This is a genomic window from Haliea atlantica, assembly GCF_054779855.1.
This window is the reverse complement of the sequence record NZ_BAAGXL010000003.1, coordinates 943,346-957,595: the sequence shown is the minus strand read 5'-3', so window position 1 is coordinate 957,595 and position 14,250 is coordinate 943,346. Positions and strand designations below refer to the sequence as shown.

At 66.9% G+C, this 14,250-nt stretch carries 14 protein-coding genes; 7 read left to right on the top strand and 7 right to left on the bottom strand.

All coding sequences use genetic code 11. The annotated features are described in order from the left end of the window. Window positions 1-57 precede the first annotated feature (57 nt). Together cysZ and ACYVGS_RS04505 are read right to left on the bottom strand one after the other, a co-directional pair. Window positions 58-792, bottom strand: a complete 735-nt coding sequence (gene cysZ, locus ACYVGS_RS04510; RefSeq protein ID WP_460587443.1) for a sulfate transporter CysZ — start codon at window positions 790-792, stop codon at window positions 58-60. After that, window positions 779-1,003, bottom strand: a complete 225-nt coding sequence (locus tag ACYVGS_RS04505) for a cysteine-rich CWC family protein (protein WP_460587442.1) — start codon at window positions 1,001-1,003, stop codon at window positions 779-781. Before ACYVGS_RS04505 ends, cysZ begins: the two co-directional genes overlap by 14 nt. Before the next feature lie 40 nt (window positions 1,004-1,043). Here ACYVGS_RS04505 and smrA point away from each other — a divergent pair, with 40 nt between their 5' ends. Next, window positions 1,044-1,655, top strand: coding sequence for a Smr/MutS family protein (gene smrA, locus ACYVGS_RS04500; protein WP_460587441.1), 612 nt, complete (start codon window positions 1,044-1,046; stop codon window positions 1,653-1,655). Window positions 1,656-1,681: 26 nt separating this feature from the next. Here smrA and ACYVGS_RS04495 read toward each other — a convergent pair whose 3' ends face one another. The 4 genes from ACYVGS_RS04495 to gatC are packed head-to-tail and all read right to left on the bottom strand — an operon-like array spanning window position 1,682 to window position 5,237. Continuing rightward, a complete protein-coding gene (locus ACYVGS_RS04495; RefSeq protein ID WP_460587440.1) occupies window positions 1,682-1,996 on the bottom strand; it encodes a PA4642 family protein in 315 nt (104 codons plus the stop codon). A 5-nt stretch (window positions 1,997-2,001) separates the two neighbouring features. Beyond that, window positions 2,002-3,453, bottom strand: a complete 1,452-nt coding sequence (gene gatB, locus ACYVGS_RS04490) for an Asp-tRNA(Asn)/Glu-tRNA(Gln) amidotransferase subunit GatB (protein WP_460587439.1) — start codon at window positions 3,451-3,453, stop codon at window positions 2,002-2,004. Next, a complete protein-coding gene (gene gatA, locus ACYVGS_RS04485) occupies window positions 3,450-4,922 on the bottom strand; it encodes an amidase (RefSeq protein WP_460587438.1) in 1,473 nt (490 codons plus the stop codon). Before gatA ends, gatB begins: the two co-directional genes overlap by 4 nt. A gap of 27 nt (window positions 4,923-4,949) precedes the next feature. Further along, window positions 4,950-5,237, bottom strand: a complete 288-nt coding sequence (gene gatC, locus ACYVGS_RS04480) for an Asp-tRNA(Asn)/Glu-tRNA(Gln) amidotransferase subunit GatC (protein WP_460587437.1) — start codon at window positions 5,235-5,237, stop codon at window positions 4,950-4,952. A 219-nt stretch (window positions 5,238-5,456) separates the two neighbouring features. Here gatC and ACYVGS_RS04475 point away from each other — a divergent pair, with 219 nt between their 5' ends. The 6 genes from ACYVGS_RS04475 to ACYVGS_RS04450 are packed head-to-tail and all read left to right on the top strand — an operon-like array spanning window position 5,457 to window position 13,926. Beyond that, window positions 5,457-6,494: a rod shape-determining protein gene (locus ACYVGS_RS04475; protein WP_460587436.1), complete on the top strand. Its 1,038-nt coding sequence runs from the start codon at window positions 5,457-5,459 to the stop codon at window positions 6,492-6,494. Window positions 6,495-6,537: 43 nt separating this feature from the next. Then, window positions 6,538-7,437 carry a rod shape-determining protein MreC gene (gene mreC / locus ACYVGS_RS04470; protein WP_460587593.1) on the top strand — a complete coding sequence of 300 codons (900 nt, stop codon included), beginning with the start codon at window positions 6,538-6,540 and terminating at the stop codon, window positions 7,435-7,437. Between the two features lie 2 nt (window positions 7,438-7,439). Next, complete coding sequence (gene mreD / locus ACYVGS_RS04465; RefSeq protein ID WP_460587435.1) at window positions 7,440-7,922, top strand: rod shape-determining protein MreD; 483 nt, start codon at window positions 7,440-7,442, stop codon at window positions 7,920-7,922. A gap of 3 nt (window positions 7,923-7,925) precedes the next feature. After that, complete coding sequence (locus tag ACYVGS_RS04460) at window positions 7,926-8,519, top strand: Maf family protein (protein WP_460587434.1); 594 nt, start codon at window positions 7,926-7,928, stop codon at window positions 8,517-8,519. Next, window positions 8,512-9,978 carry an Rne/Rng family ribonuclease gene (gene rng / locus ACYVGS_RS04455; RefSeq protein ID WP_460587433.1) on the top strand — a complete coding sequence of 489 codons (1,467 nt, stop codon included), beginning with the start codon at window positions 8,512-8,514 and terminating at the stop codon, window positions 9,976-9,978. The genes ACYVGS_RS04460 and rng overlap by 8 nt, the downstream gene beginning before the upstream one ends. A 15-nt stretch (window positions 9,979-9,993) precedes the next feature. After that, on the top strand, window positions 9,994-13,926 hold the full coding sequence (locus ACYVGS_RS04450) for a YhdP family protein (protein ID WP_460587432.1): 3,933 nt from the start codon (window positions 9,994-9,996) through the stop codon (window positions 13,924-13,926). Here the strand turns inward: ACYVGS_RS04450 and yjgA are convergent. Next, complete coding sequence (gene yjgA / locus ACYVGS_RS04445) at window positions 13,866-14,249, bottom strand: DarP family protein (protein WP_460587431.1); 384 nt, start codon at window positions 14,247-14,249, stop codon at window positions 13,866-13,868. The two genes, ACYVGS_RS04450 and yjgA, sit on opposite strands and share 61 nt — an antisense overlap. Between the last annotated feature and the right edge of the window lies 1 nt (window position 14,250).

Genomic DNA, 14,250 nt, shown 5'->3' with positions numbered 1-14,250 from the left:
TGCCCCCCGGCCGGCGCGTCGCGCTGGCCCGGGATGCCCGTCTTTCCCGCGCCGGCGTCAGGGGCGCAGTTCCTCGCACCAGAGCAGGGTGGCGCCGACCACCGCCGCCGGCACCACGAAGAAGTTCAGCAGCGGAATCCCCGCACAAATCGCCACCAGACCGCCGAAGCCCAGGCTGCTCAGGCGGCGCGAGCGCGCGGCCTCCCGAACCCGGGCAAAGCTGAGCTGGTGGTTGTCCATGGGGTAGTCGATGAACTGTAGGCTCATCATCCAGGCGCCGAGCAGGAACCACAGTACCGGTGACAGGGCGCTGATTGGCGGAATGAAGGTCAGTACCAGGACCAGCAGCGCCATGGGCAGATAGTAAAGGAGCTTCTGTACCTCCCGCCACATGCCGCGGGGCACGGACAAAAGCGCCTGGCCCAGGCCCTCGAGACCGGCGACCGGCTGGCCGGTAGTCAGCTCTTCGGCTTTTTCCGCCAGCAGGCTGTTGAAGGGGGAGGCGATCAGCAGGGCCACGGCGGTGAACAGATAGCCGGTAATCAGCGCAAACAGGGCGATGAGCAGGGGCCACAGCAGCCATTCGAGAAAGCCCAGCCACTCCGGCATGGCCGCCATCCAGCCGTCCACAACCTCGCTCAGCCAGCTAAAGGCGACTCCCCAGAGAGAGGCAAAAATCAGGATATTGACCACCAGCGGTACCACCACGAAGGTGCGCAGCGCCGGGTGGGTGAGCATGCGGGCGCCCCGGGCCAGGTAGTCCGCGCCGTGAAGCAGGTTACCTTTTGGCATCCGGTTTCTCCTCTTGGCTGAGGCAGGCTCGACACAGACAGCGGCCCGCAGCGTCGGGTGTCAGTGCGGCCAGGGCGCCTGGCGCGGGCCTGACCCCCTGGCACCAGCACTGGTCGCCGGGCAGGCCCCTGGCGACGGCGCATCGATTGTCGCCAGCGCAGGCCGGGCAATGGTGTTGCGTGGTGGCTGTCGGGTCGAATTGCAGAATCATGGGGCGTTATAATAGCGCACTGAACGCAGGTGGTGAGTGTATGGCGGACGACGAAGACGACCTGAAGCTGCTCTGGCAGGAGTTTTCGGATGTAAAGCCCCTTCGCGGGGAGCGCCGGGTGGCCCGCAGGGGCGGTGCGGCGGCAGCCGACGATATGTCGCTGGCCGCGCGCCGGGATGCGGCGGTGACCTCCGCCGCCACGGACCGGAACATCCTGACTGACCGCGAAATTGCGCCCCTGGATCCCTGGTATGTACTGGACTTCAAGCGCCCCGGGGTGCAGAACGGTGTTTACCGAAAGCTTCGCCAGGGACGTTACGAGCACGAGGCGCGCCTGGACATGCACCGCATGGGGGTACGGCGTGCCCGGGAGGAGCTGTTCGGCTTCGTCGAGCAGTGCGAGGAGTTCGGCCTGCGCAGTGTTCTGGTGGTGCACGGCAAGGGCGAACGCAAGCCCGAGCGCGAGCGCTGTGCGGTCCTCAAGGGCTGTGTGGATGTCTGGCTGCGGGAGTTGCCCGCGGTACAGGCCTTCCACAGCGCCCGTCCCCAGCATGGGGGCACCGGCGCTGTCTATGTGCTGTTGCGCAAGAGTCAGGCCCAGAAGCAGAAGAATCGCGAGCGCTTCATGAAAGGGCGCGTGCCGCCACAGTAAGTCGCTTCAGCGCGGCGGCGGACAGCTCAGGCCGGTGCGTCGGTCTCGGTCTTGCCGGCCCCGGCGGCCCGGAGAATGTCTGCGTAGGGCTTGCCGTGGCGGTGTTGGCTGACAATGTCGAGCACGCTACGACCCTCTCGGTCGGTGGCGTCAAGCCGGTAGCCCTCTTCCACAAAGAAGCCGACAAAGTCGGCAAAATCCTCGGCCCGCATGCTCTGGTAGGCCTTGAGCAGGCGGTGGAAATCCGCGTCGGTACCGTCGTGGCTGCGCACTTGCAGGAAGCTGCGCACCCGCTCTTCGGTCCAGACTTCGTCAATAACCTTTTCCTTGTCTTTTTTCACGCTGTTCAATCCGTCTCGTCCAGTGCCTGCGCGAGCAGGTCGTTGACCATTTTGGGGTTGGCCTGGCCGCGGGAGAGTTTCATCACCTGGCCAACAAAGTAACCCACCAGTTTCTTGCGTTTGCCCTCGTCGGCGGCCCGGTACTGGGCCACCTGGTCGGGGCTGTCGGCGACGACCCGGGCCACCATGGCCTCCAGTTCGCCGCTGTCGCTGACCTGTTTCAGGCCGCGAGCCTCGATCACCTCGTCGGCGCTTCCCTCGCCCTGCCACATGGCTTCGAAGACCTGTTTGGCGATCTTGCCCGAGATGCTGTTGTCCTGAATGCGTTGCAGCAGTCCCGCCAGGGCTTCTGCGGAAACCGGGCTGTCCGCCAGACCCAGGTCATTGCGATTGAGTTGGCCGAGCAGTTCGACCTGTACCCAGTTGGCGGCGAGCTTGGCGTCACCGCAGCCGCCGGCCACGGTCTCGAAGTAGTCCGCCAGCGGACGGCTGGCGGAGAGGACCCCGGCGTCGTAGGCGCCGAGGCTGTACTGCTGTTCAAAGCGCTGGCGCTTCTCCACCGGCAGCTCCGGCAGCCCCGCGCGGATCTCCTCGATCCAGGCGTCGTCGAGTACCACCGGCAGCAGGTCGGGCTCGGGGAAATAGCGATAGTCGTTGGCCACTTCCTTGCTGCGCATGGAGCGGGTTTCGTCGCGCTCGGCGTCGTAGAGGCGGGTCTCCTGTACCACCTTGCCGCCGTCCTCGAGGATATCGCTCTGGCGCTCGATCTCGTGGCGGATGGCGCGCTCCACAAAGCGGAAGGAGTTGACGTTCTTGATCTCCGCGCGGGTGCCCAGCTGGTCACTGCCGGTGGGGCGCAGGGAGATATTGATGTCGCAGCGCATCGAACCCTCGGCCATGTTGCCGTCGGAGATGCCCAGGTAGGTGACCAGGCTGTGCAGGGCCTTGAGGTAGGCGACCGCCTCCTCGGCGCTGCGCAGGTCGGGCTCGGTGACGATCTCCAGCAGGGGCGTGCCCGCGCGATTGAGGTCGATGCCGCTCTGGCCATGGAAGTCCTCGTGTAGGGACTTGCCAGCGTCCTCCTCCAGGTGGGCCCGGGTGATGCCGATCTCCCGAGTGCTGCCATCCTCCAGTGTGATCTCGAAGCGGCCGCGGCCGACGATGGGGTGGTGGAACTGGCTGATCTGATAGCCCTTGGGCAGGTCGGGGTAAAAGTAGTTCTTGCGGTCGAAAATCGAGCGCGTGCCGATCTCCGCGCCGATACCCAGGCCGAACATCACCGCATAGCGCACGGCCTGCTCGTTGAGTACCGGCAACATGCCCGGCATGGCCAGGTCCACGGCACAGGCCTGGGTATTGGGCTCGGCGCCAAAGGTGGTGGCGGCGCCGGAGAAGATTTTCGAGTCGGTGGCCAGCTGCAAGTGCACTTCCAGGCCGATGACGGCTTCCCAGCTCATGGCGCGCCTCCTTCGGTTTCCGGGGGTGTCTGCAGATGCCAGTCGGAACGCTGCTGCAGTTGGTGGGCCACGTTCAGCAGACGCGACTCCTGGAAATGGTTGCCGATCAGCTGCAGGCCCACCGGCAGGCCGTTGACCCGACCTGCGGGCGCGGACAGGCCGGGCAGGCCGGCGAGGTTGACGGCCAGGGTATAGACGTCTTCGAGGTACATGGACAGCGGGTCGTCGGTCTTGGCACCCAGGGCGAAAGCGGGCCCCGGTGTGGTGGGGCCGGCGATGATGTCGACCTGGGAAAAGGCGTCCTGGAAGTCCCGGGCAATCAGCCGGCGAACCTGCTGTGCCTTGCGGTAGTAGGCGTCATAGGAGGCGGCGGAGAGGGCGAAGGTCCCGACCAGGATGCGCCGTTTCACTTCGTCGCCGAAGCCTTCCTCCCGGGTGCGGGTGTACAGGTCCCGCAAGTCGGCGGGATCTTCGCAGCGGTGGCCATAGCGCACGCCATCGTAGCGCGCCAGGTTGGTGGACGCCTCGGCGGGGGCCAGGATGTAATAGGTGGGAATGCTCAGTGCCGTGTGTGGCAGCTGGATATCCACCAGGGTGGCGCCGGCCTGTTCCAGCAGAGAGAGAGCATCGCGCACCCGCGTGCCGGTCTCTGCGTCCAGCCCGTCACCGAAATACTCCGCAGGCAGCCCGATGCGCAGGCCGGCCAGGGGCTGATCCAGTTCGCCGGTAAAATCCGGCACGGCTTGTTGCGCCGACGTGGAGTCGAGGGGGTCGTGGCCGGCCATGGCGTTGAGCAGCAGGGCGCAATCTTCGGCAGTCCGTGCCATGGGGCCGCCCTGGTCCAGGCTGGAGGCAAAGGCCACCATGCCCAGGCGGGACACCCGCCCGTAGGTGGGCTTGAGGCCGGTGATGCCGCAGAGTGCCGCCGGCTGGCGGATCGAACCGCCGGTATCGGTGCCTGTGGCCAGGGGGGCCAGGCCTGCGGCTACGGCGGCTGCCGAACCGCCGGAGGAGCCGCCGGGGACGTGGCCGGGGTGCCAGGGGTTGTGGCAGGGACCGTAGTAGCTGCTCTCGTTGGAAGAGCCCATGGCGAACTCGTCCATGTTGGTCTTGCCCAGGGTGACGGCGCCCGCGTCCCGCAGACGGCTGACCACGGTGGCATCGTAGGGCGGCACGAAGTTGTCCAGCATGCGCGACCCGCAGCTGGTGCGCAGGTCGCGGGTACAGAAAATGTCCTTGTGCGCCAGGGGTATGCCGGTCAGTGAGGGCAGGTTGCCAGTGGCGCTGGCGAGAGCCCGGTCGGCGGCCGCGGCGGCATCCAGGGCGCCACTCTCGTCCACGGTGATGTAGCTGTTCAACTGCGGGTCCAGCCGGCGGATGCGTTCCAGGTAGTGGCGCGTCAACTCGGTACTGGAAAACTGCTTACTGCGCAGCCCGTCAATCAGCTGGGCAACGGTCAGATCGTGCATGGGGAAATCCTGCGGCAGGGGCGCCGGTTATTCGATAACTTTGGGGACCAGGTAGAGGCCGTTCTCGACCGCCGGCGCCACTGCCTGCAGGGCGTCGCGCTGGTTGTGTTCGGTGACCCGGTCCGGGCGCAGGCACTGTACCGCGTCGAGGGGGTTTGTCATGGGCTCGATGCCGTCGGTGTCCACGGCCTGCAGCTGCTCGACCATGCCGAGTATGTCGCCAATGCGACGGGTCACCGCTGGCACCTGGTCGTCGGCAATGCGGATACGCGCCAGTTCGGCGAGCCTGGCGATCTCGTCCTCGTGTACTGTCATGGGGCTCCGGTGTCGGTGTTCCGGTGGGTCTCTGGGCCTGTGGCCAAGAACATAAAGTTATCACATTTGCGCCTTGCCCAAAATCCCCGCGGTTGCTAGAGTTGCGAGCCATTGTCGATAACAAGCAGAAGTCCGTGTACCGGACCATCTTCCGGCCTCTTCTGGGGCACAGATGAGGCGCGAAAGGCCTCTTTCCATCTCACAAGGTAGTCATCGTACATGTTGAAAAAGCTGCGCGGAGTGTTCTCGAACGATCTGTCGATCGATTTGGGCACGGCCAACACTCTGATTTATGTGCGCGACAAGGGTATTGTGCTGGATGAGCCCTCGGTAGTGGCCATTCGCTTTCACAACGGTCAGAAAACCATTGAGGCCGTCGGCACTGAAGCCAAGCGCATGCTCGGTCGTACCCCCGGCAACATCACCGCCATCCGTCCGCTGAAGGACGGGGTTATCGCCGACTTCCAGGTCACCGAGAAAATGCTCCAGCATTTTATCGCCCGGGTGCACGAGAGCCGCTTCATTCGCCCCAGCCCCCGGGTCCTCGTTTGCGTGCCCTGCATGTCCACCCAGGTTGAGCGGCGCGCCATTCGCGAGTCGGCCCTCAGTGCGGGTGCCCGCGAGGTGCGGCTGATCGAGGAGCCCATGGCCGCCGCCATCGGTGCGGGCCTCGACGTCGAGGAGGCCACCGGCTGCATGGTGGTTGACGTCGGCGGCGGCACTACCGAGATTGCCATCATTTCTCTCAACGGCGTGGTTTACCGCGACTCTGTAAGGGTGGGTGGTGACCGCTTTGACGAGGCGATTGTCTCCCACGTGCGGCGCCGCTACGGCAGCCTGATCGGCGACGCCACGGCCGAGCGCATCAAGCAGGAGATCGGTTGCGCCTTTGCCGGCAGCGAGCTGCGCGAGATCGATGTGCGCGGCCGCAACCTCGCCGAGGGGGTGCCGAGGAGCTTCACGCTCAACAGCGACGAGATTCTCGAGGCACTGCAGGACCCGCTTTCATCCATCGTGCAGGCCGTGAAGACTGCCCTGGAGCAGTCGCCGCCCGAACTGGCGGCGGATATCGCGGAAAGTGGCATTGTCCTCACCGGTGGCGGCGCGCTGCTGCGCGACCTCGACAAGCTGATTGCCGAGGAAACCGGCTTGCCGGTGATCGTGGCCGACGACCCGCTGACCTGCGTGGCGCGCGGAGGCGGTTACGCCATGGAGCGTATGGACAGACATACCATCGACCTGCTTTCCACCGAGTGAGCCTGCCTTCGCCGGTGGCCTGCCATGACCGCGGAGTGCTGACATCAAGCCGCTGTTCGTCAAGGAATCGCATCTGGGCCTGCGCCTGCTGGTTGCAGTCCTGGCCCTCGCGGGTCTGCTGGTTGCCGACCTGCATTTCAACAGCCTGGGGCGCACCCGGGCGCTGTTGAATACCCTCGCCACGCCGGTGTTCTGGGTGGCCGATATCCCCCGCGAGGTCGATGACTGGGCAGGGCAGCACCTGCGCAGCCGCTCGGCGCTGATTCGCGATGCCGAGCGCCTGCGCCGGGAGAACCTGCTGCTGCAGGGGCGTGCCCAGCAGATGGCCTCGTTGCAGGCGGAAAACCTCCGCCTGCGGGCCTTGCTCGGTTCCACTGCCCTGGTGCGTAACGATGTCCAGGTGGCTGAACTGATTGGTGTCTCGCCGGATCCGATGCGCCACCTGCTGGTGATCAACAAGGGCGCCCAGGACGGCGTCTATATCGGCCAGCCGCTGATCGACGCCGAGGGCCTGGTGGGTCAGGTGGTGGAGGTTGCCGAGTATACTGCCCGGGTACTCCTGATTACCGATCCGACACACTCGACACCGGTGCAGATCAATCGCAACGGCGTGCGGGCGATTGCCGAGGGCAATGGGTCCCTGGATGCCTTGGAAGTCCACCACATCCCGGTGACCACCGACATCGAGCCCGGCGACCTGCTGGTCAGTTCGGGGCTGGGTGGCCGCTTCCCGGTGGGTTACCCCGTCGGTGTCGTCACCCAGGTCGATCGCGACCCGGGGCAGCCTTTCGCGCGGATTCTGGCGCGCCCCTCGGCGGCGCTGGATCGCAGCCGCCATGTTCTCCTGGTGTTTGTCGGTGCCGAGGCCGAGTCGACCCGGGAAACGCCGGCAGAGCGTTCAGCTGACCCGGCGGGTGGGTCCGCCGGTCAGGATTCCGGCTGAGCATGCGCAGCCGCGCCGGTTACGGCATCATTGCGTTCACCCTGTTGGTGGCCGCTGTGCTCGCCATTGTTCCCAACCCGCTGTGGCTGCAATGGGCCCGGCCCGAGTGGGTGGCGCTGGTGATGCTTTACTGGTGCATGGCCTTGCCACACAGGGTCGGCCTGCTGAGTGCTGCGGTAACCGGCGTGTTCCAGGATGTGCTGGAGGGGGCGCCCCTGGGGCAGCACGGTCTTGCACTGCTTGCCGTGGCCCTGCTGGTGGCCCTGCTTTACAAACGCCTGCGGGTCTTCAGCCTCTGGCAACAGTCGGCTATGGTGTTTCTGATCATTGGCATGCACCAGTTGATCTATCAGTGGGTGCAGAGTTTGCAGGGCGCCGCGGCAGGCAGTCTGCTGTTCCTGCTGCCGGCGCTAACCAGTGCGCTGGTCTGGCCGGTGGTCCTGCACGTGCTGAGAGCGCTGCGGCGCTACTACCACATGGTGTGATTGATGCAAGACTCCCTGGTTCTCGCTTCCGCCTCTCCTCGCCGCCAGGCGCTCCTCGAGCAGCTGGGGGTACGCTTTGTGGTCGTGCCAGCCGATATTGACGAGAGCCCGCATCCCGGTGAAAGCCCCGTGGACTATGTGCGCCGCGTGGCCCGGGACAAGGCTCGCGCCGTGCGTGAGGGCGGGCATGCCGAGTCCGCGGTGCTGGCGGCCGACACCAGCGTGGTGCTGGACGATGATATCCTCGGCAAGCCCCGTGACCACTTCCATGCACTGGGGATGCTGGCCCGCTTGAGCGGCCGCACCCACCAGGTGATGACCGCTGTTTGTCTGAGCACGCAGGGCGCGGAAGAGGTGATTGCGGTGGAGACAGCGGTGACCTTCCTGGGGCTGGACCGTACCACCTGCGAGCGCTACCTGGACAGCGGGGAGGCCTGGGACAAGGCGGGTGCCTACGCCATCCAGGGGCTCGGTGGCGCACTGGTGGCGAGTATCAACGGCAGCTACAGCAATGTGGTGGGGCTGCCTCTGGCGGAAACCTGGCAGTTGCTGTGCCGCCACCGGGTGCAGACGGCACTGGGGCAGTGCGATGAGTGAGGAGATCCTGGTCAATGTGACCCCGCGGGAGACGCGGGTGGCAGTGGTCGACAACGGCGCCACCCAGGATGTTTACGTCGAGCGCAGCACCAGCCGGGGCATGACCGGCAATATCTACCGCGGCAAAGTGGTTCGCGTACTCCCGGGCATGCAGGCCGCCTTCGTCGAAATCGGCGCCGGCCGTACCGGCTTCCTGCACGCCGCCGACCTGCTGCCGGCGAGCGGAGGCGAGTCGGGGCGCGACCAGCCGATACAGTACCGCCTGCAGGAGGGGCAGCAACTGGTGGTACAGGTCACGCGGGAGCCCATCGGCACCAAGGGGGCCAGGTTGAGCACCGACCTCTCCGTGTCTTCCCGCTACCTGGTGTACATGCCCCGAAGCCGGCATGTGGGTGTGTCACAGCGTATCGACGACGACGCTGAACGCCGGCGCTTGCAGGCGCTGCTCGCCGAAGCCCTGGCCGAAGAGGGCGGCGATGCCACCGGCGGCTACATCCTCCGTACCGCCGCCGAGGGGGTGGGTGCCGCGGAGATCCGCGCCGATCTGCGTTTCCTGCAGCGGCTGTGGGCCGCGGTTACCCGGCGCAGTGTCGAGCGCGACGGCCCGCCGGTCATTTACGAGGAATTGCCTCTGCATCTGCGGACTGTGCGCGATCTGGCCCGGCCCGGCGTGGAGCGCATCCGGATCGATAGCCAGGAAAGCTACGATGCCTTGCAGGCCTTCTGTGCGGAGTATGTGCCCGAGGTCAGTCCCCTGCTCGAGTGTTATCGGGGCGAGCGCCCGCTGTTCGAGCTGCACGGTGTCGAGGCGGAGATCCAGCGTGCCCTGGAGCGCAGTGTAGAGCTGAAATCCGGTGGTCATATCGTCATTGACCAGACCGAGGCGATGACCACGATCGACGTCAATACCGGCTCCTATGTCGGGCGCCGCAACCAGGAAGAGACCATCTTCAAGACCAACCTGGAAGCGGCCGTGGCGCTGGCCAGACAGCTGCGGCTTCGCAACCTGGGCGGCATCATCATTATCGACTTCATCGACATGCGCGATTCCGAGCACCGCCGCCAGGTGCTGCGCGCGCTGGAGAAGGCGCTCGCCCGCGATCCGGCCCGCACCGCCCTGACTGGCGTCACGGAACTGGGACTGGTGGCCATGACCCGCAAGCGCACCCGTGAGTCACTGCAGCAGATCCTCTGCGAACCCTGCCCGGTGTGTCAGGGGCGCGGGCAGCTGAAGACGGCGGAGACCGTCTGTTTCGAGATTTTCCGTGAGATTATCCGCGATGCGCGGGCCTGGGAGAACGAGTGCCTGGCGGTGCTGGCGGGGCAGTCGGTGATCGACCGGCTGCTGGATGAGGAGTCCGGCAGTCTGGCCGATCTCGAGGAGTTCACCGGTAAATCCATCAGCCTGCGGGTGGAGCCGGGCTACAGTCAGGAACAGTTCGACATTGTGTTGCTTTAATGGGCGATGCGGGCCATGAGCGGGACCGTTGAAGACAGAGGCGGGATGTTGAAGCTGGCCGACGGGCTATGGATCGTGCTGGTCAGCCTGTTGCTCCTGTTCGCCACCTATGTCAGCGCGGGTCGCCTGCTGACAGGCATGGTCAGCAGTTACCAGGCGCCTCTGCTGGCGGCTCTGAGCGAGCAGCTGCCGGTGCACCTGGAGGCCCGCGCAGTTGAGGCGCGTTGGCGCGGCTTCCGTCCGCAGCTGGTGTTCCACGGGCTGAGTTTGCGCGAGAGCCCCGGTGCGGCGAGTGCCGTCACGCTGGAGGCCGGGCGCGCCACCATCGATGTCTGGGCCAGCCTGCGCAGCGGTTCGCTGCGGGTGAATCGCGCCCAGCTCGCCGGCCTCGACCTGAGGGGAGAGCTGACCGGGGAGGGGGATTTTCGCTTGCTGGGGCTGGGGCGCAGTCCCAACGGCTCGGGGGCCTGGGTGGAGGAGCTGCTGCTCGACCTGGAGCGGGTTGTACTGCGTGACAATCGACTCCACCTGCGCCTGCCAGATGGTTCGGTACAGGTTCTCAGCCTGGACCTCAGCCTGCTGCGGGATGGCAGCCGCCGCCAGCTGCGCGCGGAACTGCAGACTGTGCGTGGTACCGCGGTGACCCTGCTTGCCGATGGACTGGGTAATCCCTTTGATACCGCCGAGTACAGTGGTGACGTCTATGCGCAGCTGCAGGTGCGTGACTTGCGGGGGCTGGCCAGCTGGTGGCCCGGCGACAGAGACCTGCCGCTTGATCTGGATGGCAGCGCCGAGCTTGAAGTCTGGCTGGGCCTGAAGAGCGGCGACCCGCGGCTGGATGTGCGCTTCGACGCCGCCGACCTGCGCGTGTCGGGGCGCGGGTCGCGCGCCTGGCGTCTTCCCTTTGATCGGCTGGCCGGTCAGGCGCGCGTCAGGCGCCTGGACCGCGGCTGGCAGTTGCAGGTCGGCGACCTTCACCTGCGCCAGGGAGCCCTCGATCAGTATTTGCCGGCGCTGTCGGTGGCGCTCCACGGGGACAGCGCGCAGCTCAACGCCCACGGCCTGCGGCTGGAGTCCCTGCGGCTGCTGGCCGGCCCAGACAGCCCCCTGCCCGAGGGGCTAGGTGAAGCGCTGGAGACACTTCAGCCCGCCGGCCTACTGCCGGTGTTCCGCCTGCGACTAGACGACCTTTCGCTGGCTGGCGAAAGCTGGTCAGTGAGTGGCCGTTTCGAGGGCCTTGCGCTGGACTCCTGGCGTGGGGCGCCGGGGGTCGAGGGCGCCGCGGGAGAGCTCCACCTTCGGGCCGGACATGGCCGCGTCGTGCTGGATAGCCAGGATGTCGCGCTGAACTTTCCTACGGTCTACCGAGAGCCCCTGCAATGGCGTCAGCTGGCGGGTGCCATTGACCTGCACTGGGACAGCGACTGGCTGCGGCTTTCCAGCGGTTTGCTCAGCGCCACCGGCGAGGAGGGCACGGCGCGGGCCCTGTTCGGGCTGGATGTGCCCCTGCGTCGCGGACTGGGCGATGTCGACATGCAGTTGCTGGTGGGCGTCGAAAGCATTGATCCGCGCTATCGCGACAAGTACCTCCCCTACATTCTGCCCGACAGCCTGCTGACCTGGCTGTCCGACAGCCTGCGGGCCGGGGAGGTGCGCAAGGGCGGTTTCGTCTGGCGCGGCAGCCTGCGCCCGGGCGCGCGGGATGCGCGCACAGTGCAGCTGTTTTTCGACGTCGCCGATGCCCGGCTGCGTTTTGACCCGCACTGGCCGATGCTCTCGGCCCTGTCGGGTACCCTGGTGATCGATGATAGCCGTGTGAGCCTCTGGTCGGAACAGGCGCAATTGTTCAACAGCCAGGTCACCCGGCTGTCGGCGGAAACCTGGCGCAGTGCGGACGATGAACTCCGACTGCTGGTCAGTGCCACCCTCGCCGGTCCCGCCAGTGACGGACTGCGCCTGCTCCGGGAGTCGCCCCTGGCGGAGCCCCTGGGGGGCGCGCTGGATGCCTGGCGCGGTAGCGGTGAGCTGGCAGCCGACCTGCGACTGAACCTGCCCCTAGCCCCCGGCCCCCGGCCCGCGGAAGTGGGGGTGGCAGTCAGCCTGGACGACGTCGCGCTGCAGGTACGCCCGGGAGGGCTTGATCTCGGCCGACTGTCCGGGACCCTGCACTACGAGAGCGGCAGTGGCTTTGCCGGTGACAACCTGCGCGCGAGACTCTGGGGGGAAGCCCTGACGCTTGCCGTGAAGCAGGACCGCGGCAGTCCGAACGCTTTCGTTCCCGGGCCGGTACAGCTGGAGATGGCCAGCCGGGTGGACATGGCATCTCTCGCAGACTGGCTGGGCTTCCCCGGCGACTTACCCGCAGAGGGGGGAGCAGAGGTCCGGGGCAGCCTGAGCTTTCAGTCAGGGGCGCGACCGAAGCTGGAGCTGACATCGGCGCTGCGTGGCGTGCAGCTGGATCTTCCCTTTCCTTTCGACAAGCCCCGCGAGCGTGCCCTGCCACTGGCCCTGTCGGCCGAGCTTGGCGGCGAGTCAGTGCCCCTGGACCTGCAGCTGGGGCGCCTGCTCGACGCGCGACTGTCCCTGCGTGGTGGCCGTGCCGAAGCCGCCTCCCTGGCGTTTCGCGACCGGCCCTTGCCGCTGCTGCCCGGCCTGTTGCGTGTATCGGGGCAGTTGCCGGAATTTCGCCTCGCGGCCTGGCAGGGGCTTCTCGCCGGGGGCATGGCCGACCGGGCGAGTGCGCCACCCACCGTGTCGGGCAACGCCGCCCCCGCAGGGCAAACGTCTGGCCCAAGCGGGCAGGCTTCCGGGCTCCAGCCCAGCGTGGAGGGCCTGCAGCTAGATACCCTGCTCGCACTGGGACGCGACTGGCGGGATGTCGTGCTTGACCTGCGCCGGCAGCCCGACGCCTGGCGGCTCGATCTGGAGGCCGCGGGCGTCCAGGGCCGCCTGCGCCTGCCCGAGGGGCCGGGCGCGGCGCAGCTCGCGCTGGACAGCCTGGAGCTAGCGGTGCTTGCGGGAGGTGGGCCGCCGGGGGACGAGTCGGACCCCGGGCAGTGGCAGTCGCTGCCCGATATTGAGGTCGAAATTCTGCAGCTTTATCGCCGGGGGCGCGCCTTTGGCCAGCTGGCATTCGCCCTCGGCTTTGCCGACGACGGCGTCCATGTGCGGCAGCTCCGGGGCAGTGTGCCCGGCCTGACACTGGCTCCGGGCCAGCCCGCCAGTCTGCACTGGGACCGTGACGGCACCCGTCTGCAAGCGGGCTTGCGGGTGGGCAACCTGGGGGAAACCCTGGCCGCCCTGGACTATCAACGGATTCTCGAGACGGGTGGCGGGGCCCTGGGGCTGGACCTGCGCTGGCCCGGGTCCCCGGGAGGCTTTGCCCTGGCGAGGAGCGAGGGTGCCTTGCGGATCGACCTGCGCGATGGCCGCTTTCTGAACGCGCCGGCCTCGGCCTCGGGTACCCTGCGGGTGGTCAGCATTCTCAATCTCGCTGATTTGATACAGCGCTTGAGCCTGAACCAGGTGTTCGAGTCCGGCATCTCCTTTGATCGCCTGCAGGGGGACCTGCTGTTGGGCGAGGGACGATTGCGGGTGCCGGAGTTGGAGCTGGCTGGCGCCGGCTCTGCTCTGGTATTCCGCGGCGAGTCACAGATTGCGGAGCGCAGCCTGTCGGGAGAGCTGGTGGCGACCCTGCCCGTTGCCAGCAACCTGCCCTGGGTCGCTGCCTTGGCCGGGGGCTTGCCGGCCGCAGCGGGGGTCTACGTGGTCAGCAAGGTCTTTGAGAAGCAGGTCTCGCAGCTGAGCAGTGCCGTCTACCGGCTGGGGGGAAGCTGGGATGACCCGCAATTGCGCCTGGACCGGATTTTTGACCTGGAGCAGCGCGCTCAGTCTTCCCAGGCGTCCCCGGAAGAGACAGCGTCTCCGGCGGATTCCTCGCGCCAATAGAGCATCAGCTTGTGCAGGCCCGGGGGCGGGCTGTCCAGCTTGTCCACGGCCTCCGCGATGGGCGTGGCATCAATGTCACGCATCAGCTTGCCGATGTACTGCAGGTGGCGCCGCTTGGCGCCGTGCTGGCGGATCCTGCGGGCTTCGCGGACGGCCAGGGACAGGCGCTCGTCATCCAGCGGCACCGCCGCCAACTGCCGGTCGCTGAGCAGCGTGAGGGCTTCGCCGAGCTCCTGCAGGGCTGTCATGTGACGTTTGCGGGCGCTCTTGCTCGGCCGCGGCTCATCCGCTTCCGCCACCCGGGCCCGGTTGCGCTTGCCCATG